General features: G+C 38.1%; 20 protein-coding genes. 19 read left to right on the forward strand and 1 reads right to left on the reverse strand.

The genetic code is table 11. From position 1 onward, the window contains the following. Positions 1–7: 7 nt before the first annotated feature. The 19 genes from CVT13_RS08065 to CVT13_RS08155 all read left to right on the forward strand — a co-directional run bounded on the left by CVT13_RS08065 (position 8) and on the right by CVT13_RS08155 (position 19,731). Positions 8–505, forward strand: a complete 498-nt coding sequence (locus CVT13_RS08065) for a chemotaxis protein CheW (protein WP_072594427.1) — start codon at positions 8–10, stop codon at positions 503–505. Positions 506–513: 8 nt separating this feature from the next. Continuing rightward, entirely contained in the window at positions 514–1,140 is a 627-nt protein-coding gene (gene serB, locus CVT13_RS08070; protein ID WP_103618793.1) for a phosphoserine phosphatase SerB, read from the forward strand. Between the two features lie 6 nt (positions 1,141–1,146). Continuing rightward, a complete protein-coding gene (locus tag CVT13_RS08075) occupies positions 1,147–2,139 on the forward strand; it encodes a transaldolase (protein ID WP_107812206.1) in 993 nt (330 codons plus the stop codon). Positions 2,140–2,256: 117 nt separating this feature from the next. Beyond that, entirely contained in the window at positions 2,257–2,793 is a 537-nt protein-coding gene (locus CVT13_RS08080; RefSeq protein ID WP_021091684.1) for a 50S ribosomal protein L25/general stress protein Ctc, read from the forward strand. An 11-nt stretch (positions 2,794–2,804) separates the two neighbouring features. Beyond that, entirely contained in the window at positions 2,805–3,353 is a 549-nt protein-coding gene (gene pth, locus CVT13_RS08085; protein ID WP_107785279.1) for an aminoacyl-tRNA hydrolase, read from the forward strand. Next, complete coding sequence (locus CVT13_RS08090; RefSeq protein ID WP_107812207.1) at positions 3,350–4,414, forward strand: LptF/LptG family permease; 1,065 nt, start codon at positions 3,350–3,352, stop codon at positions 4,412–4,414. The genes pth and CVT13_RS08090 overlap by 4 nt, the downstream gene beginning before the upstream one ends. 55 nt (positions 4,415–4,469) lie before the next feature. After that, complete coding sequence (gene lysA / locus CVT13_RS08095; RefSeq protein ID WP_107812208.1) at positions 4,470–5,693, forward strand: diaminopimelate decarboxylase; 1,224 nt, start codon at positions 4,470–4,472, stop codon at positions 5,691–5,693. Further along, entirely contained in the window at positions 5,677–6,756 is a 1,080-nt protein-coding gene (gene pheA / locus CVT13_RS08100; protein ID WP_107812209.1) for a prephenate dehydratase, read from the forward strand. The genes lysA and pheA overlap by 17 nt, the downstream gene beginning before the upstream one ends. Beyond that, complete coding sequence (gene hisC / locus CVT13_RS08105; protein WP_107812210.1) at positions 6,756–7,853, forward strand: histidinol-phosphate transaminase; 1,098 nt, start codon at positions 6,756–6,758, stop codon at positions 7,851–7,853. Before pheA ends, hisC begins: the two co-directional genes overlap by 1 nt. Positions 7,854–7,857: 4 nt before the next feature. Further along, complete coding sequence (gene fliF, locus CVT13_RS08110) at positions 7,858–9,555, forward strand: flagellar basal-body MS-ring/collar protein FliF (protein WP_103576694.1); 1,698 nt, start codon at positions 7,858–7,860, stop codon at positions 9,553–9,555. Beyond that, entirely contained in the window at positions 9,555–10,586 is a 1,032-nt protein-coding gene (gene fliG, locus CVT13_RS08115) for a flagellar motor switch protein FliG (protein WP_103603771.1), read from the forward strand. The genes fliF and fliG overlap by 1 nt, the downstream gene beginning before the upstream one ends. Continuing rightward, entirely contained in the window at positions 10,583–11,446 is an 864-nt protein-coding gene (fliH, locus tag CVT13_RS08120; RefSeq protein WP_107812211.1) for a flagellar assembly protein FliH, read from the forward strand. The genes fliG and fliH overlap by 4 nt, the downstream gene beginning before the upstream one ends. Next, the gene (gene dxs, locus CVT13_RS08125; protein WP_107812212.1) at positions 11,439–13,265 is read left to right on the forward strand and encodes a 1-deoxy-D-xylulose-5-phosphate synthase; all 1,827 of its coding nucleotides are present in this window, start codon (positions 11,439–11,441) and stop codon (positions 13,263–13,265) included. Before fliH ends, dxs begins: the two co-directional genes overlap by 8 nt. 72 nt (positions 13,266–13,337) lie before the next feature. Next, entirely contained in the window at positions 13,338–13,748 is a 411-nt protein-coding gene (locus CVT13_RS08130; protein WP_054197019.1) for a Fur family transcriptional regulator, read from the forward strand. Positions 13,749–13,888: 140 nt separating this feature from the next. Further along, complete coding sequence (locus CVT13_RS08135; RefSeq protein ID WP_234412006.1) at positions 13,889–15,295, forward strand: CHAD domain-containing protein; 1,407 nt, start codon at positions 13,889–13,891, stop codon at positions 15,293–15,295. A 12-nt stretch (positions 15,296–15,307) separates the two neighbouring features. Next, positions 15,308–16,030: a bifunctional demethylmenaquinone methyltransferase/2-methoxy-6-polyprenyl-1,4-benzoquinol methylase UbiE gene (gene ubiE / locus CVT13_RS08140; protein ID WP_107812213.1), complete on the forward strand. Its 723-nt coding sequence runs from the start codon at positions 15,308–15,310 to the stop codon at positions 16,028–16,030. Beyond that, on the forward strand, positions 16,023–17,189 hold the full coding sequence (gene xseA / locus CVT13_RS08145) for an exodeoxyribonuclease VII large subunit (RefSeq protein WP_107812214.1): 1,167 nt from the start codon (positions 16,023–16,025) through the stop codon (positions 17,187–17,189). The genes ubiE and xseA overlap by 8 nt, the downstream gene beginning before the upstream one ends. Positions 17,190–17,191: 2 nt before the next feature. After that, entirely contained in the window at positions 17,192–18,271 is a 1,080-nt protein-coding gene (gene serC, locus CVT13_RS08150) for a phosphoserine transaminase (RefSeq protein WP_107812215.1), read from the forward strand. Next, positions 18,271–19,731: a class I SAM-dependent methyltransferase gene (locus tag CVT13_RS08155; protein WP_107812216.1), complete on the forward strand. Its 1,461-nt coding sequence runs from the start codon at positions 18,271–18,273 to the stop codon at positions 19,729–19,731. Before serC ends, CVT13_RS08155 begins: the two co-directional genes overlap by 1 nt. Positions 19,732–19,761: 30 nt before the next feature. On the opposite strand, the gene CVT13_RS08160 is transcribed toward CVT13_RS08155, so the two are convergent. Continuing rightward, positions 19,762–20,502: a sulfite exporter TauE/SafE family protein gene (locus tag CVT13_RS08160; RefSeq protein WP_107812217.1), complete on the reverse strand. Its 741-nt coding sequence runs from the start codon at positions 20,500–20,502 to the stop codon at positions 19,762–19,764. Between the last annotated feature and the right edge of the window lie 146 nt (positions 20,503–20,648).

Raw genomic sequence — 20,648 nt, forward strand, 5'->3', positions numbered from 1 at the left:
GTAAGGGATGAACAATAAACTAAATCAAGTTTTAAGTAAACAAAAACAGCAAATGAATGGTCCTGAGTTAAAAAATAATGAGGATATAGTTCAGCTAGTAGGATTTGTTGTTGGCGAGGAAGAGTACGCAATACCTATTTTAAATATCCAAGAGATAATCAAACCTATTGAATATACACGTGTTCCTAGTGTACCTGATTACGTTCTTGGCGTGTTTAACCTACGTGGAAATGTTATTCCGCTTATTGATTTGCGTAAGCGTTTTTCACTAAATGTCACAAAACAAAGCCCAAGCACAAGATATATAGTTATGAAAGACGCGGATAATATCGCTGGCTTTGTGATAGACCGCTTGACGGAGGCTATCAGAATAGACCGTAACAGGATCGATCCGCCACCAGAGACTTTAGTAAAAGACAAAGGCATGATTTATGGTATTGGTAAGCGCGATCAAAATATCCTTACGATCTTAAAGGTCGAAAGTCTTTTGAAACGTGATTTTTAGGGTATAGCTTGATAAAACTTTGTGTTTTTGATTTTGACTCTACAATAATGGACGGCGAGACGATAGATATTCTCGCCGCCGCTAATAATGTTAGTGAAGAAGTAGCTAATATAACTAAGCGTTCGATGAACGGTGAGCTTGATTTTTTTGAAAGTCTTACAAAAAGAGTAAAATTTTTAAAAGGATTGCCACTTTTAAAAGTAAATGAAATTTGCAAAAATTTACCCATAATGCCAGGAGCTGGCGAGCTAATAGAAGCTTTAAAGCAAAAGGGTATCAAAGTCGTGATTTTTAGCGGTGGATTTCACAATGCAACCGATGTAATGCAAAAAAAACTTAATTTTGATGCAAATTTTGCAAATATCTTGCATCATAAAGATGGAATTTTAAGTGGTGAAGTTGGCGGAGAGATGATGTTTGGTAGTTCAAAGGGAGATATGATTGATCGCTTGTGTGGACTATTAAATTTAGGCAAGGACGAGATAATGTGTGTTGGGGACGGGGCCAATGACATATCGATGTTTAGAAAGTGCGACCTTAGCATTGCATTTTGTGCAAAAGATATCTTAAAAAAAGAAGCGACACATTGTATTGATGTTAAAGACTTGCGTGAAATTTTAAAATTTATAAGGTAGAAATTAATGTATGACAACGAAGCTAAATTCTCTCTTTGGTGTGATTTTATAGAGAGAAATTTTTTACAAAGCGAATTTAACTCTTTATTGGAAAATAATATTATAAACGGCGCTACAAGTAATCCGGCTATTTTTAAAACAGCATTTGCTTCACCTGCTTATAAAAAGATCATAGAAACTAGCAATAAACGCCACCCAAAAGATCTTTATGAAATTTTGGCTACTCAAGATATAAAAATTGCAGCATGTAAAATGTTAAGAAATTATGCAAACGGCGATGATGGCTTTGTAAGCATTGAGGTTGATCCAAATTTAAGTGACGATACAGTCGCAACGATAGAAGAAGGTATCAGGCTTCATAATCTAATATCAATGCCAAATGTTATGATAAAAATTCCAGCTACAAAAGATGGCTATGAGGCGATGAGCGCGCTTATGGCAAGAGGAATTAGCGTAAATGCAACGCTTATATTTTCGCCAGATCAGGCTAAAAACTGCCTTGAAGCATTTAAAGAAGGCAGTAAGGCTTATGCAAGTCGCTTTATGGATACTACTATGCCAAAAGGTGTGATAAGTGTTTTTGTAAGTAGATTTGATAGAAAGCTTGATGAGGTTATGGCTGCAAAGAGCTTGCCAACGGGACAAATTGGCATAATGAATGCTGCGAATATATACCACCTGATTGAAGATTTTGGACTAGAAAATGTAAGAACACTTTTTGCAAGCACAGGCGTAAAAGGCGGTAGTTTAAGAGGGGATTATTACGTTAGAGAGCTAATGTATAAAAATTCTATAAATACAGCACCAATAGAGACGATAAAAGAATTTATAAAAGAAAAAGCAGAGGCAAAAAATGTACCTAGTAAAGAAAATATCTCAAGCTTTTTTCAGATTATAAAAAATAATGAGATAGATATAAATGTCGTTTATAAAGATTTATTAAGCGATGGCTTAAAGCAGTTTGTGTCAGCATTTGATGATATTATGAAATCACTTTAGACAAAGAAGTCCAAGCTAATACACAAACAGCAAAAGTGATCATTCTTAAACAAGCTTTATGTGAAATTTATAAAGCATTGGATAAAATCAGCACCTATTTTTTATGAAAGGAAAACGATGTTAGAAGGAATCGTTAGAGAGAGTATCGGTAAGAAGTCTGCAAAGGCTTTGAGAAGAGATGGTTATCTAATCGCCAACATTTATGGCAAGGGATTAGAGAATGTTGCAGCTGCTTTTAAAGTAAATGACTTTATTAAAGAAGCACGTAAAAAAGAGAGCCTTGCTTTTGATGTGAAAGTAGGCGGAAAAGTTTATAATGTCGTTATTGTTGATTACCAAAGAGATGTTGTTACAAGTGATCTTAAACACGTAGATCTAAAAGTAGCACTTCCAGGCGTTTTATCAAAATATATGATCCCAGTTAAGCCAGTTGGAACACCTATTGGTCTTAAAAATAAGGGCGTTTTGATCCAATCAAAAAGACGTCTTTGCGTAAAATGCACAGCTGAAAATTTACCAAATTCATTTGACGTTGATGTAAGCAAACTTGACATCGACGATACTATTTTGGTTCGTGACATCACAGCTCCTAAAGGCGTTACTATTGTAGACGCTGACCGTGTTGCGGTACTTGGAGTTATTAAAGCTAAATAAAAAGGGCTTTTGTGACACTAATAGCGGGGCTGGGAAATCCTGGCTCCAAATATGAAAACACTAGACATAATATAGGCTTTATGCTTATAGATCTCCTAAAAGACTCAAATTACAAAGATGTTAGCTCAGCCAAATTCCAAGGCGAAGTTTTTAAATTTAACGACATTATCTTGCTAAAACCAACAACCTTTATGAACCTCTCAGGACAAAGTGTAAAAGCGGTAAAAGACTTTTATAAACCAGATAGAATAATTGTAATACACGATGACCTTGATCTTAGTTTTGGTGCAGTTAAATTTAAAAAAGGCGGCAGTAGTGGCGGGCATAACGGCATAAAATCGATCGATGGATTAATAGGCAACGACTACGAAAGGGTGCGTATTGGCATTGGACACCTTGGTGATGCTAAAAATTTCGTCCTTGGAGAGTTTAGTGATGAAGAAAAAAAGGCTTTAGATGAAATTTTAGCCTACACAAAAAATGCAGTTTGTGAGCTAATAAAGAGTGACATCAATGAAATTTCGCAAAAATTTACGATAAAAAAAGGTCTTATCAAATGAAACTATACGCCAGATACGTTGGCTGGGTCTATATAAAATCTTTTCTTATCGTATTTTTAGCGCTTGAACTATTTTATGTCGGAATCGATCTACTTACAAATTTAAAAGATCTGCCGCCATCTGCTAACCTTCAGCTCCTTTATGTTGGGCTTACATCGCTTAGCGCTATTGGCTATGTTTTGCCACTTTCGCTCATTTTTGCACTAATAATTTTACATGTAAATATGGTTCGCTCAAACGAGCTAATCAGTTTTTATGCACTTGGCATTAGCAAAAATAGCTTAATTTTTCCACCATTTTTTATTGCACTTTTTGTAACTATTTTTTATGTCGGCTTAAATTTTACTCCATTTGCCTATGCACACGACTATCAAAAAAGTATCGCTAAAAATACGGCTTTTTCAAAAAGCACAAATGATTCATTTTTAAAATTTGAAGGCAAATTTATCTACATAAAGGAGCTAAATTCTGTTAATCAAATAGCAAATGATGTTAGAATTTTTGAGATAAATGGCACAAATTTACTCTCAACTACATTTGCAAATCATGCTAATTTTAAAGACAATGAGTGGATTTTAAAAGATGTTAATCAAACTCTTTTGCCGCAAATTTTAGAGCTTGGTGAAGCTGGTTTTAATAAAATACAAAGTGATAGCTTAGATGCATTAAAAGGCTTTAAGCCAAAGAGTATTGAAAGCGCTGCTAGTGTTGAAAACTCAAAATTTAATATCCCAGATGCGATAAATTTTATAAAGACATTTAAGAATGAAGGCATCGGCCTTGATAGCGCAAAAACAGCTTTTTACAACCTTGCTATCGCACCATTTTTTGCACCATTTTTGTTGCTCATTTTTTACTATCATTTGCCTGTAACTGGTAGATTTTTTAATCTTGCACTTTCGACTTTTATTTTTGTTGTGATAACTCTTGTCGTTTGGGGATTGCTCTTTATTCTTGCAAAATTTGCACAAACTTCTGTGATCTTGCCAGAGATTGGTATAGTTTTGCCAGTCATTTTACTTTTTGTATACGCCATTTATCTCATAAAATCGCATCGTTAAGCCAAATTTTGGCAAGCTTTTTGTAAAATCAAGCCATTTTAATAAAGGCTATTTTATGGATTTTAAAGAGCTTGCAAATAGATACAAAACCCCACTTTACATTTATGATTTTAACCACATAAAAAACCGCTATGAAGCACTAAAAAATGCATTTTTTGCTAGAAAATCTCTCATTTGCTATGCGGTGAAAGCAAACTCAAATTTAAGTGTTTTGAAATTTCTAGCTGATCTTGGAGCTGGATTTGATTGTGTTAGCATTGGCGAAGTAAAAAGAGCGCTTTTAGCAGGCGCGAAGAGATATCAGATCATTTTTAGTGGTGTTGGCAAGAGCGATGAAGAGTTAAAAGAGGCTTTGAAAAATGAAATTTTACTCATAAATGTTGAGAGTTTTGCCGAACTTTTAAGGCTTGAAGAGATCGCAAAAGGGCTAAACTTAAAGGCAAGAATTAGCATTAGGGTAAATCCAGGTGTCGATGCAAAAACTCACCCATATATCTCAACAGGACTAAATGAAAATAAATTTGGCGTTGATGCCGAAACAGCTAAAAGAATGTATATTCACGCTAAAAACTCGGACTTTCTTGAACCAACTGGCATACATTTTCACATCGGCTCACAGCTAACTTCTCTAAGTCCTATAATTGACGCTGCAAATATCGTTAGCGAGCTTTTAAGAGAGCTAAGAGCGCTTGAGATAGATATCAAATTTTTTGACGTTGGTGGCGGACTTGGTATCATCTATAACGACGAAAAAGAGATAAATTTATACGACTACGCACAGGGAATTTTAGGTGCGCTAAAGGGTCAAGACGCAACTATCGTTTGCGAGCCAGGGCGCTTCATTGTTGGTAATGCTGGCTACTTTGTCGCAAGTGTTTTATATGAAAAATTTAACGGCAAAAAGAGATTTGTCATCACTGATGGCGCGATGAATGATCTCATAAGGCCAAGCCTTTATGGCGCGCATCACAAAATTTTTGTCGATGGTAAAGACGAAAATTTAGGCACTTGTGACGTGGTCGGTCCAGTTTGTGAAAGTGGCGATTTTTTAGCAAAAGATATAGAGCTACCAGAGTGCGATAGTGGCGATATCATCGTGGTTAAAGGGGCTGGGGCTTATGGATTTAGCATGAGTTCAAACTATAACACAAGAAACAGAGCCGCTGAAGTTTGCGTGCTTGATGGCAAAGATAGACTTATAAGAAGACGTGAGAGCTTTGAAGGTGTCGTGGCACTTGAGAGAGAATTTTTGGAGAGCGCTGATGCAAGAGCTAAATGAGCTTAGAAAAGAGATCGATGCGATCGATGATCTCATCTTAAAAAAACTAAATGAAAGGATGATTTTAGTTGAACAAATAGGCAAGCTAAAACAAACTAGCGGAACGCCTATATATCGTCCTGAACGCGAGCGAGCTATCATAAACCGCTTAACTAGTCTTAGCAAAGACAAAGCTTTAAATAAAGCTGCTATTGAAGCCATTTATCTTGAAATCTTTGCTGTTAGTAGAAATTTAGAGATGCCTCAAAAGATCGTATATCTAGGGCCTGAAGGCACTTACACGCATCAGGCGGCTCAGAGTAGATTTGGCGCGATGAGTTTATATTTGCCACTTGCGACCATCGAGGCGGTTTTTACAAAGCTAGCTCAAAAAGAGGCGAAATATGGCGTTGTGCCTATTGAAAATAATACCGAAGGCGCTGTTGGCGCTACGCTTGATTGTTTGAGTAAATTTAGTGATATAAAAATAGTTGCTGAGCTTTATGTGGATATCCATCACAGCTTTGTTAGCATAAATGAAAATTTAAAAGAGATAAAGCGAATTTATTCACATCCGCAAGGGTATAATCAATGCCGTAAATTTTTAGAAGATCATATGCTAAATGAAATTGAATTTGTTCCAGCAAAATCAACCGCAGCAGCTGCATATATGGCATCAATGGATAGAAACTCAGCTGCCATTTGCTCAAAGATCGCAGCAAAAATTTACAACGTGCCAATCGTCTATGAGACGATCGAAGACAATATGGCAAATAGAACGAGATTTTTGATTTTAAGCGATTTTAAAAATGCAAGAGTTGAAAACTCAAAAACTTCGATCCTTGCAAAGACCGATCATAGTCCAGGACGCCTTGCTGATCTGCTTTCTATATTTAAAAATGAAAATATCAATATCACAAAACTTGAGTCACGTCCTATCAAACAGCGCGAATTTAAGTCAATTTTTTATCTTGACTTTGAAGGGCATATCGACGATGAGAAGGTGCAAAACGCCTTTGAACTCGCAAAAGAGAGCGGTGCTGAGATAACATGGCTTGGAAGCTATTTAAACGGAGATGAGTAATGAAATTTAATGACTTTTTAGATGATCTAGTAAATTACGAGGCTGGAAAGCCGATCGAACTTGTGGTTAGAGAGTTTGGCATCGATGCAAAAGATGTGATAAAGCTAGCTAGTAACGAAAACCCTTTTGGCACGAGCAAACGCGTAGAAGAGGCGCTAAAAGAGGTCGCTAAAAAAGCGCATCTCTATCCAGACGATAGCTACTTTGAGCTAAAAGAGGGGCTGGCTAAGAAATTTGGTGTAACTAGCAAAAAATTAATCATCGGCTCTGGAAGTGACCAGATCATAGAGTATGCACTTCACGCAAAGGCAAATAAGCAAAGTGGTGTTTTGATGGCTGGTGTGACATTTGCGATGTATGAAATTTATGCAAAACAAACTGGGGCTAAAATTTATCGCACAAAGAGTGTGGAGCATAATTTGAGTGAGTTTTTAGAAATTTATAATGCGCATAAAGATGAAATTTCAGTAATCTTTCTTTGCTTGCCAAACAATCCTTTGGGTGAGTGTTTGGACGCAGATGAGGTCTTTAAATTTATAAAAAGCATTGATGAAAACACGCTTGTGGTGCTTGATTGTGCTTACAACGAATTTGCTAAATTTAAAGATAGCAAAAAAGAGATAAAACCAAGCGAGGTGGTAAAATTTAAAAATGCCATCTATCTTGGAACATTCTCAAAGGCCTACGCACTTGGTGGTATGCGCGTGGGATACGGCATAGCAAATGAAGAGATCATAGGTGCTCTCTCAAAACTAAGAGCTCCGTTTAACGTCACAACTCTAAGCCTAAGAGCTGCGATAGTAGCACTTGGGGATGATGAGTTTGTGCAGCAAACCATGCAAAATAACTTCGAGCAGATGAAGAGATATGAGGAATTTGCAAGGCAAAATGGCATAGAGTTTATCCCAAGCTACACAAATTTCATTACATTTAAATTTAACGAGCCAAAATCAAGCCAGATATGCGAAAAGATGCTAAAAAAAGGTATAATTTTACGAGATTTAAAAAGCTATGCCTTAAATGCGGTGAGAATCACCATCGGTCAGGCATGGCAAAACGATAGGTTTTTTGAAGAGTTAAAGCAAATTTTAAAGTAGGGATATGGATTTTAAGGCATTACTTCATCAAATAAGTCAAATTTATCAAAAGCTTTCATTAAAGCAAAAAATCGTTGCAGCTAGCTCGATCGTCTTGGTCGTGGCATTTTTGGTATTTTTAACACTTTATAAAAGCAAAAATGAAAATTTTGCAGGCTACAGCGTTCTTTTTGAAAACATCAGCCCAAGCGACTCAGCCTTAATAGTCGATCAGCTAAACAAAGATGGCATTAAGTATAAACTAGCAAACGAAGGCACTATCCTTGTGCCAACGAGCGATGTCTATAAAGAGCGTATCGCGGTTGCAACGCTTGGCATACCAAAAGAGAGTAAAATCGGCTTTGAAATTTTTGATAAGCAAGAATTTGGTGCGACTGATGCCGAGCAGAGAGTAAAATTTCAAAGAGCGCTTGAGGGCGAACTAGCTAGAACGATCGAGAGTCTTTCTTCTATCCAAAAAGCGACTGTAAGAATAGCCATACCAAAAGAGAGCGTTTTTACTGAGCGTCAAGCACTTCCAACAGCTTCTATCGTTGTTGAGTTAAAGCCAGGCGTTAGCCTAAACGCAAAGCAAATTTTTGGTATTAAAAACCTTGTCGCTGCTTCTGTTACAAACTTAAGCACAGAAAATGTAAAAATCGTAAATCAAGACGGCGTCGCACTTGGCGATGAAGATGGTGAGTTTGATAGTGATGCTATAGCTCAGCAGATCCGCTATAAGCGCGAGTTTGAAAATAATTACGAGCAAAAGATCGTAAATGTGCTAGCTCCTATCGTGGGCGGTGCGGACAAGGTCGTAGCAAAGGTAAATATCGACTTTGACTTTGATAAAAAAGATACAAAAAGCGAGGTTTATGACCCAAATAACGTCGTAAGAAGCGAAAGCAATATCGAGGAAAAGCGCCAAGGCTCAGCACCAAATGAAGTTGGTGGCGTCCCAGGTGCAGTTAGCAACATTGGCCCTGTTCAAGGGCTAGATGACAGCACTTTAAAAGAGCAGTACAACAAAAGCTCGCAGCAGACAAACTACGAAATTTCAAAGAAAGTAACAAATGTCAAAGGGCAGTTTGCTAGCATAAACAGAGTAAGTGCAGCTGTCGTTATAGACGGACTTTATCAGAGCAAAAAAGACAAAGATGGCAAGCCAACTGGCGAGCTTGAATTTGCCCCACTTACCAAAGAGCAAAGAGAGTCAATCACAAATTTAATCAAACAATCAATCGGCTATAACCAAAATAGAGGCGATGAAGTAAGCTTAGATAACTTTGAGTTTAAAACTGGCAAAGATATAAGCACTAGCGAGAAGATGGATGGCTTTGTGAATAACTATGTGGTGCCATTTATGCCGCTATTAAAATATATTTTTGCAGCATTGTTGCTTTATATTTTCTATAAAAAAGTCATTGTGCCATTTATGCAAAAGATGCTTGAAGAGACAAAAGAAGAAGAGGAGCAAGTTCAAGATGGCCTTGAGGATATTGAGGTAGATGCTGAAGATACGCTTGAGAAATTTAAAGCTGCTCGCAAAAAGGTCGAAGAGCAACTAGGACTTAGTGGCGAGTTTAATGAAGATGAATTAAAATATGATGTTTTACTTGAGAAAATGAGAGCAGTCATCACAGAAAGAAATGAAGAGATAGCAATGCTACTTCAAGATATGGTAAAAAATGACAGCGACTTTAATATGCGTAAGGAAATTTGATGTCAATAAAGCTAAATGACAAGCAAAAAATGATTTATGATGATCTATCGATGCCTGAAAAGATTGCTATTTTGCTGATCCAGCTTGGCGAAGAGGCAACTGCTCTTATATTTTCTCACATGGATGTTGATGTCATCACTGAAATTTCAGGCTATATCGCAACCGCAAAAAACATAGACAAACAAGTCGCAAGTGCCGTACTAGAAGAATTTTACGCGCTAATGCAGTCAAATCAATATATGAGAAGTGGTGGTTTAGAGTACGCAAAAGAAATTCTTTACCGCACATTTGGTCCAGAGGCAGCTCAGAAAATTTTAGACAAGCTTGCAAAAAGCATGGAAAACTCAAAAAGCTTTGGCTATCTTGATAAGATAAAACCACAACAGCTTGCAGACTTTATCATAAAAGAGCACCCTCAAACCATAGCGCTAATACTAGCTCACATGGACTCAACGAGCGCTGCTGAAACGCTTAGCTTTTTCTCAGATGAGCTAAGAAGCGAAGTTGTCATTAGAATGGCAAATCTTGGTGATATTAGCCCATCGGTAATTAAGCGTGTTTCAACCGTACTTGAGGGCAAGCTTGAAAGTCTTACATCATACAAAGTCGAAGTTGGTGGTCCAAGAGCTGTGGCAGAAGTGCTTAATAGACTTGGGCAAAAAGCCAGCAAAAGCACGATCGAACGCATCGAACAAAGCGATGATAAGCTTGCAACAACGATTAAAGAGCTTATGTTTACATTTGAAGATATTATCAACCTTAACGCAACTGCGATTAGAGAAATTCTTAAAAATGTCGATAAAAAAGACCTTATGATCGCATTTAAAGGCTCAAGCGATGGCATCAAGGATAAATTTTTATCAAATATGTCTCAGCGTGCAGCAGAAGCCTTTAAAGAGGAGATGCAGTATCTTGGTGCGGTGCGTGTAAAAGATGTTGAAGAGGCTCAAAGACGCATAGTAGAGACAGTGCAAACTCTAGCTGATCAAGGTGTGTTCCAAGTTGGCGAAGCAGATGAGATGATAGAATGAAAAGCAGCGTAATAACCAGTGAGACTTCTCCAGCTCACTTTATAGAAAATTACAGATTTAAGGTGCTTGGAGTTGGAGAGCGAGCCACAGATAGTACTCCTGTATTGATAGAAGAAAATAATCTTAGTGAAGAGCTAAGCGAGCAAAATTTTGGGCAAAAGGGTGAAAATTTTGTTCCTCAAGCTAGCCACCAAACGCAAGCAAGCCCGCAAAACCACTTTGCTTCTCAGGCTCAAAGTCTACAAATACAGCAAACAGGCGAGTCGAGCTTCGTCGAAGAGTTACTTAAGAAAACAGATGAGCTAAGCAGTAACATCATCAAACTTCAAATGCAAATAGAAAATCAAGAGAGCGAATTTGCTAAACGCCTTGAGGCTGAAATTTCTCGCGCAAAAGAGGATGGTAAAAATGAGGGTATCGCCAAGGCAAATGCGGCAAATGAAGCAAGAATAAATGAACTTGAGGCTAGATTTAGTGCTTCAGCTGCAAAGCTAGATGAGCAGTATGTTAAATTTGATGAGTTTTTAAAGAAGATCGAAGAAGAGCTTGGGCAAACTGCTATAAAAATCGCAAAAGAAGTAATCGATAAAGAAATTTCAACCTCTTCAAATCAGATCGCTCATCATCTAGCAAGCTCGCTTATAAAAGAGCTAAGTAATGTCAAAAATATAGAAATTCGCGTAAATCCCGAAGATAGCGAATATATAAAAGAGCAATTTAACAAGAATGAACACGTCAAAATAAGCGCTGATGATGCTATAAGCAAAGGCGGTGTGGTTATTATAAGTGATGGTGGCAATATCGATGCGACTATGCAAACAAGGCTAGAAAAACTAAAAATGCTGGTAAATAATGAATAAAGACGTTAAAAGTTTAGATGTTGATGAACTAAACGCGCTTTGTCATGACATCAGGGATAAAATTTTAGCTACTGTTAGCAAAAATGGCGGTCACCTTAGCTCAAACATCGGTGCAGTTGAGATCATTGTGGCGATGCATAAAATTTTTGATGTGACAAAAGATCCATTTATTTACGATGTAAGCCACCAAAGCTACGCACACAAGCTACTGACTGGACGCTGGGAGAGCTTTGATACGCTTAGAAAATTTAACGGCATCAGTGGCTATACAAAGCCAAGCGAAAGTAAATTTGACTACTTTGTAGCAGGGCATAGCTCGACTTCTATATCTCTAGCAGTTGGTGCTGCAAAGGCGATAAAACTTAAAAACGAAGATCGTATCCCAGTAGCTGTCATAGGAGATGGCTCGCTAAGTGGCGGAATGGCGTACGAGGCGCTAAATGAGCTAGGCGATAGAAAATATCCTTGCGTCATCATCCTAAATGACAACGAGATGAGTATAAGCAAGCCAATAGGCGCACTTAGCAAGTATCTAAGCCAGATGATGGCAGGACAGTTTTATCAAAAATTTAAAGGCAGGGTTGAGAAATTTCTAAGCTATATGCCAGACTCAGCTGCATACATGGCTAGACGTATCGAAGAGGGCATTAGACTCATCACTCCTGGCATGTTTTTTGAAGAGCTTGGACTCGAGTATATAGGTCCAGTTGATGGACACGACTTAGGCGCGCTTCTTAGTACATTTGAAACTGCTAAAAATATGAAAAAGCCAGTCATTGTGCACGTGCAGACACTAAAGGGCAAAGGGTATGAATTTGCTGAGGGGTGCTACGAAAATTGGCACGGAGTTGGACCATTTGATCTAAAAAGTGGCGAATTTATCAAAAGACAGTCAAACAAGTCAGCCACGGCGATCTTTAGCGAGCAGCTTTTAAAGATGGCAAGAGAGCATAGCGACATCGTTGGCGTAACGGCCGCGATGCCAACAGGCACTGGCATGGACGCTTTGATACAAGAATTTCCAGACCGCTTTTGGGACGTAGCGATAGCTGAGCAGCATGCAGTTACCTCTATGTCAGCCATGGCGAAAGAGGGCTTTAAGCCATTTGTTGCGATATACTCGACTTTTATGCAAAGAGCCTATGATCAAGTCATTCATGACGCTTCTATTTTAAATTTAAATATCACTTTTGCGATGGATAGGGCTGGCATTGTGGGCGAAGATGGCGAAACGCATCAGGGCGCCTTTGATATTAGCTTTTTAAATGCTGTGCCAAATATGGTTCTTTTTGCTCCAAGGTGTGAAGAGAGCATGAAAAATGTTATGGAATTTGCCTACTCTTACAAGGGTGTTAGCGCATTTAGATATCCGCGTGGGGCATTTATCTTAAGAGATGAGTTTGAAGCTCAGCCACTTGAGTTTGGCAAGGGTGTAATTTTAGCTGACGCAAAGAGTGATATCGTATTTTTAGGCTATGGTAACGGCGTTGGCAAGGCAAATTTGGTCAGAAACTTACTTGCTGGTAAGCTTGATGTGATATTGGTTGATCTTGTCTTTGCAAAGCCGCTTGATAGTGAGCTTTTACTGGATCTTGCAAAACGCACTAAAAAATGGTACATCTTTAGCGATAGTGCTAAAAAAGGCGGTATTGGCGAGATATTAAGTGCATTTTTACAAGAAAATAAAATTTCAAATATAAGCGTCATTAGCTTTGAGTATGAAGATAAATTTATCCCCCATGGTTCAACTGCTGAGGTTGAAAAATATCTTGGTATAAGTGCCGAGCAGATTACCAAAAAATTACTAGAAAATAATTAATATCATTTAATAAAGTAACGTTTAATATTATTTTTGCTAGCATAAGCCAAAATAAAAACAAGGAAAAGCATTATGCAATACGTATCATTATTAAAGCAATCTGGGCTAAAAGTCACGCCACAACGCCTTAGCGTTTTAAGAATTCTTGATCGCCACACGCACCCAACGATTGATGAGCTTTATGATGAAATTTTAAAAGAGAGTCCATCGGTTTCTCTAGCAACGGTTTATAAAAATTTAAATACTTTAAAAGACGAAGGTCTCGTAGTTGAAGTAAATATCGTCAATCAAAAAGCTAGATACGACATCTACGAATATCCACATATCCATGTAGTTTGCGAAAGCTGTGGAAGCGTTGAGGACGTGAGCTACGATGATGCTGAGCTTGGCAAATATCAAGAGGCACTAGAAAAGAAGATCGGAAATATAATAGAACGTCTAAACATCGTAGCTAGCGTAAAAAGCTGTAAACACTGTAAATAAAATTTATGTTGCTATTTAGCAGCATAAATTCCATCTTTTTTCCTAATAAAAATACTTTTAAAATAAGCCCAGATTTAGCATCTTTCTCATTGTTTTAAGCACTAACTTGCTAAAATGAACAAAAAATTTTGGAGAAAAATGTGAGTTTGGAGATAGAGCGTAAATTTTTACTCAAAAATTCTCAAATTCTAGATTTTTTAAAAGAAGCTGGAGTAGTCTTTAAACATCTTGAAATTTCTCAATTTTATACCAAGATAACGCAAAATGAAGAGATCCGCTTTCGAAGTGAAGAGGATAAATTTATAAAAACTGTAAAGATTGGCAAAGGTCTAATCAGAGAAGAAAATGAAGAATTTTGCGAAAAAGCGGAGTTTAAAAAGGCTCTTAAAAACCGCATCGGTAGCGTCATCTTAAAAGATAGATACACTTTTAAACTAAATAACAATCCTTGCAATATCGATATTTTTAAAAATGAACTAAATGGGCTTTGTACATTTGAAATCGAATTTAGCGATGAAAATGAGGCCGTCTTTTTCAAGCTGCCACCATTTTTAGAAAATTTTTGCTTAAGTGACGTAACTTGTGACAAAAGATATAAAAACAAATTTCTTGCCATCCACGCTAACGAAAATGAACAAATTGACTACAAAAGAGCCTATAAGATCATAAAAGAAAAAGAAATTCTGCCAAATTTTGCTGCAAATCTAAAAAGCGGAGAGGCGCTAAGAGTCCTTTTTGTTAGTATTTTTAAAGTAATAAAAAGGCTAAAAAGCCAGTATTTGATAGACAAAGATGAAGAAGTTTTGCATGAACTTCGCGTAAATTTAAGAAAGGTTAGATCGTTACTTAAAATTTTTAGTGGCGTTTTTGATGAGAAAGTGACACTTTTTTTTGGCGAGAATTTTAAAATGCTTGCAAACTCGACAAACAAAAAGCGAGATTTGGATGTATTTTTAAGCTTTTTAAACGAGCAAAAACATGCAAATGAGTCTATCTATTTTGTGCAAAAGGCTCTAGATTTAGAGTATGAAAATGTAAAAAGCTACCTTGGCGATGAAGAAAACTACGCATTTTTAAAAGAGTGGGAGATATTTTTAAATGAGGGTGAATTTTATAAGTCAAAACTCTTTGATGTAAGCCTTTCGCGCCTTGGTTCGTTTAAGCTTAGAACGCTTTTGGTTTTAGCTCAAAAAAGGCTAAAAAGCCTTAATCAAGACTGCCCAAATGAGAGCTTTCATGATCTTAGGATAGAGCTTAAAAAGATGAGATATACATACGAGTTTTTATGTGAAATTTTCTATTTTGAAGGGCTTAAAAAGTATGAAGAGAAGCTAAAGCAGATGCAAGAAATTTTTGGCAATCTTCAAGACTATGACGTCTGGCTCGGCATCCTTAAAAGACTTCCAGAAATGCCAGATAAAGAGAGGCTCGAGAGTAAAATTTACAAGCAAATTTATAAAAGTAGAGAAGAGATACTAAAAAAGCGTCTTAAATTTATAAAAGCAACTCGCAAAATTTCAAGAAATTTAAAAATTTACTACATATAAAAGGGCAAATTTATGCAAAAACAAGAAAAAATCGTTGATATGTTTAACCAGATCGCTCCGACTTATGACGTCGCAAACAGAGTGCTAAGTCTTGGTGTGGACGTGAGTTGGAGGAAATTTGCCTGCAGATATATGCTAGAAATTTTTAAAAATAAAAGCATAAATATCGTGGATGTGGCTTGTGGCACTGGCGATATGATGGGGCTTTGGAGTGAAATTTCAAAAGAATTTGGCGTTGAGGTGAAAAGCCTCACTGGCATCGATCCATCAAGTGGTATGCTAAAAGAGGCTAGGGCGAAATTTCCAAATTTTAAATTTATAGAGGCCTACGCTGACAACACGACGCTTGCAAGCGGTGAGGCTCAAATTCTAAGCATAAGCTATGGCATCAGAAATGTGGTCGAGCGAAAGGCGGCACTTAGGGAGTTTAACAGAGTGCTTGCTTTAAATGGCTACGTTGTCGTGCTTGAATTTACTAAACGCCAGAAAAAAGGTCTTATAACCTCACTAAGGGATTTTTACCTAAGTAAAATTTTGCCAAAAATTGGTGGCTTTATCTCAAAAAACAAAGAGGCATACGAATATCTGCCAAGCTCGATCGAGAATTTCTTGGATGCTAAGAGTTTTTGTGATGAACTTATAGAGGCTGGCTTTGAGATAGAGCTTTGCAAGGGCTTTAGCATGGATATCTCGACGCTATTTATCGCTAAAAAGGTCAAAGAGATCAATGCTTAGCGTATCTGAGCTAAACGAAAAAGCAAAGGCGCTGCTTGAGGCAACCCTTGACTACGTCGAGGTAAGTGGCGAAATTTCGCGCCTTACTAAGCACGCCTCTGGGCACTGGTACTTCACGCTAAAAGACGAAAAGTCAAGCATCTCAGCCGTTATGTATCGCATGAACAACCAAAAGGTGAAATTCTTGCCAAAAGAGGGACTAAAAGTAAAAATTTATGGCAAAGTGACCATTTATTCGCCAAGTGGGTCGTATCAGCTAGTGGCTAGCGCGATGCTGCCTGATGGCGAGGGCGAGCTTGAGCTTGTGTTTAGACAGCTTAAAGAAAAGCTCGAAAACGAGGGACTTTTTGACGTAGGCGCAAAAAAAGAGATACCAAATTTACCTAAGAAAATAGCCCTTGTCACAAGCGCCACTTCAGCCGCACTTCAGGATATGCTAAAGGTGGTAAGAAGCCGCTGGAGGCTAAGTGAAATTTATATATTTGACGCGCTAACTCAGGGCGAAAGTGCTCCAAGCTCGCTCATAAAAGCTTTGCGCAGAGCCGATAAATACGGTGTCGATGTGATCGTTTTGGCTAGAGGAGGTGGTAGCAAAGAGGATCTTTGGTGCTTTAACGATGAGGGCTTGGCACGTGAAATTTACGCTACAAAAACGCCAGTCATAAGCGCTATCGGGCATGAGATCGACTATGTTATAAGTGACTTTGTGGCAGACCGCAGATCTCTTACGCCAAGTGCAGCCATGCTAGATCTGTTGCCTGATGAAGAGGCGTTTTTCCAGTATCTTGATAGGCTCAGCGACGATCTTGATAGCGCCTTAAATTTAAAGATCACAAAGAAGCAAAATCTGCTAAATTTACTACTTTCTAAATTTTCATCAAACGCTCTAAAAGCTAGGATCGAGCTAAAATTTAGCGAGGTGGCAAACAAGCAAAACGCCCTAACTAACGTCGTGCAAAGAAAGATCTTGCTTCTTGGCTCAGCTCTTGGCTCGCTAGAGAAGGCTTATGAGATGAGGGAGCTCTTTTTTGAGAGCACAAAGGGGCTTATCGAGGTTAGAAAAGATGGTAAGAGAGCCGATCTTAGGGATTTAAATTTAAATGATGAGATCGAGCTTATCTCGCAAAATACACATAAAAAAGCAATTATCAAGGAGTAAAAATGAGTAGAAAAATCAACTTTAGCGCAGGCCCAAGCGCGATACCACTAGACGTTTTAGAGCATGCAAAGGCCGAATTTACCGACTATAGAGGCGAGGGCTACTCGATCATGGAGATCAGCCACAGAAGCAAGACCTTTGAGGAGATCCACTTTGGCGCGATGGAGAAGATAAGAAAGCTTTACGGCATCGGCGATGAGTATGAAATTTTATTTTTGCAAGGCGGCGCACACTTGCAATTTAGCATGATACCGATGAATTTATATCAAGGTGGCAGGGCCGAGTACGCAAACACCGGCGTTTGGACAAACAAAGCCATCAAAGAGGCAAAAGTGCTTGGCGTAAACGTAGATGTCGTCGCAAGTAGTGAAGATGAAAATTTCTCTTACATCCCTGATGTAAAATTTAGTGACGATGCCGACTACGCCTACATCTGCTCAAATAATACGATTTATGGCACACAGTATAAGGCTATGCCAAAGACAAAATCTCCCCTAGTTGTTGATGCTTCGAGTGATTTTTTCGCTAGACCGCTTGATTTTAGTAGTATTGGTTTGCTTTACGGTGGCGCTCAGAAAAATGCAGGCCCAAGCGGCGTGACTATCGTCATTTTAAGAAAAGACCTAGTTGATCGCGTGAGCAGCCAAAATGTCCCTATGTTTTTGCGCTACAAAACGCACGTAGAGGCAAACTCACTTTACAACACACCGCCAACTTTTGGAATTTATCTTTTAAATTTAACTATGCAGCACCTGCTAGATCTTGGCGGACTTGCCGAGGTTGAGAAGATAAATGCCAAAAAAGCAAGCACGCTTTATAGCATCATAGACAGCTCAAATGGCTTTTACGTGGGGCACGCTAAAAAATCAAGTAGGTCAGATATGAACGTGAGCTTTACGATACCAAAAGATCATGCGCTTGAGCCAGTTTTTGTCGAAGAAGCGCTAAAAGAGGGCATGCTAGGACTAAAAGGTCACAGACATCTTGGCGGCATAAGAGCCTCTATCTACAACGCCGTTAGCCAAAGTGACGTTGAGAAACTTGGCGAGTTCATGAGAGAATTTGCTAGAAAGCACGGCTGATGAACAAGGCAAAAAAAGCTTACGACGAAATTCCTTATTTCTCGGCCGCATTTAGCGACTGCTCGCCAGTTAGGATAGAAGCGGTTGCTAAATTTCTGGGGCTTAAAGCAGCTAGCCTAAAAGAGGCTAGAGTGCTTGAGCTTGGCTCATCATATGGCGGTAATATCTTGCCATTTGCCATTTCACATAAAAATGCAAAAGTCGTTGGTATCGACATCTCAAGCCATCAAGTGGTTGAGGGTAACAAGGTAGCAAAGCAGATAGGTTTAGAAAATTTTACTTTGCTCGAGCGAAATTTTTTGCACATGAACGAAAGCGATATAAAAGAGCTTGGGAAATTTGACTATATTATCGCTCATGGCGTTTATAGCTGGGTGAGTCCAAATGTAAGAGATGCGTTGCTTGCCACGATTAAAGCACTACTTAGCAAGGATGGCATCGCTTATGTTTCGTATAATACCTATCCTGGCTGGAAGAGCCTTGATATTTTAAGAGATTTTATGCTTTTTGTAAGCTCAGGCAACGACAGCAAAGAAGCACTTGCTCGCGTAAAAAGCGAGTTAAATTTTTTACAGGATTATTTGAAATTTAGCCTGCAAAGCCAAAGCGATGTCGTATACAAAGATAGCATGAAGCTTCTTCTAACGCAGCTAAATTTCTTACAAGGCATCATCGCAAAGGGTAATGATTATTATATATTGCATGATTTTTTAGAGGCTAGCAACGAGCCAATCTACTTTCATAAATTTGCTAAGCATATCAACAAACACGGACTTTGCTACGTAATAGATGCTTCGCTAAATGACATCTTTGCAAGCTCGACTGGAATTTATCGCTTTGATGCACATATCGAGCAAAATTACAACTCTCGCATCAAAAAAGAGCAACTAAACGATTTTTTATTTAATAGATCATTTAGAAAAAGCCTCATCGCTCACAAGGAGAGGCTTGGCGGTGCTGAGGACTTTGAAGCGGTACTTGGAGAGAGCGAGCTTGATAAGATTTATTTTGCATATTTTAGCGAGCAGCCAAGGACAAAAACGCAAGAAATTTTAAGCAAAGCCTATCCACAAAGCTTAAATTTAAGCGAAGTAAAGGCGGTACTTGGCGAGAATGCAAATGAAGCTTTTGTAGGACTACTTGAAATTTTAAACGATCAAAACACTAAAATTTCTTCTTCAAAACTTGCAGCACTTACCTATGAGCCTTGCAAAACTAGACTAAAGCCTAGAACTGCTGCGTATCTGGAGTATTTTTTAAACGCTAGCTCACCAGTTATCTCTTTGGCAAATGAGCTAAATGGCAAGCTAAACTTAAGCCATGAAGAGATCAAGGCCGCTTTAAAATTTGATGGTAAAGCTAGTTTAAAAGATATCGCAAAGAGCGTAAATTTAAGTAAAGACGAACTAGATAAGCTTGCTTTTAAATTAAGCGAAGCCTACTTTTTTGAAGAAATTTAAGACTAGCTAGCCTAGCCTTAAATTTTTGATTTAGCCAAATATCATATCTTTTAAGATTAGAATAATCATCGCTATATAAAAGAGTAAAAACCATTTTTTAAGTGTTTTTTTGTCGGTATGTTGCGTCTTTTTGGTGCCAAAGTATGCGCCTATTAGCGAGCCAAGACCTAAAAATGTGCCCTCAGCGTATGAGATGTGACCATTTAGTGAGAGTGAGGTGAAGCCGGCAATGGCTGCAAACATAACGAAAAACACGCCCATTGAGACTGCTTTTTTCAGCTCATAACGCAAAAAGCCAACCAAGATAGGAGCGATAAAGACACCTCCGCCGATGCCGATGCTAATGGCAAAAACGCCAACAAAAACGCCAACTAAAAATAGCAAAAAGAGCGAATTATTCGCATTTGAGCCGTCGCTGTTTGGTGAAAAGTATAGTTTTATAAGCGAAAAGACAAATGTTGCAAGTAGCATAGACTCAAGCAAGAGTGCAGGTGCGTGCGATACGATGATGCCACTAAAGCTGGCTCCAACCAAACCTCCAAGCCCCAAAACCACGCCACGATCTAGCTTTAAAAGTCCAGCTTTGTAGTTTAGATACGAGCCAAAAGTTGCACTAAATATCATTTGCATAACGCTTATGCCAATAGCGGTTTTTATGTCATATCCAAAGGCGACCATTATAGGAACAACGACTGTGCCGCCACCAATGCCAAAAAAGCCAGCGATATAGCCAACGCCTATACCGATTATAAAAAGTTCAACAAAAAGCATAAATTTCCTTTTATGAGTGCCAAATTTTAGCCAAGTGGTATTAAAAAAATAGTAAAAATGTGAAATTTAGGCATAAATTTAGAAATTTGATAAAAATTTTAAAAAGTAAAAGCGAACTTTTTTTATAATCATCAAAAATTTAAAGG

Origin of the sequence: Campylobacter concisus (assembly GCF_003049085.1) — a bacterium.
GTDB classification, from domain to species: domain Bacteria; phylum Campylobacterota; class Campylobacteria; order Campylobacterales; family Campylobacteraceae; genus Campylobacter_A; species Campylobacter_A concisus_H.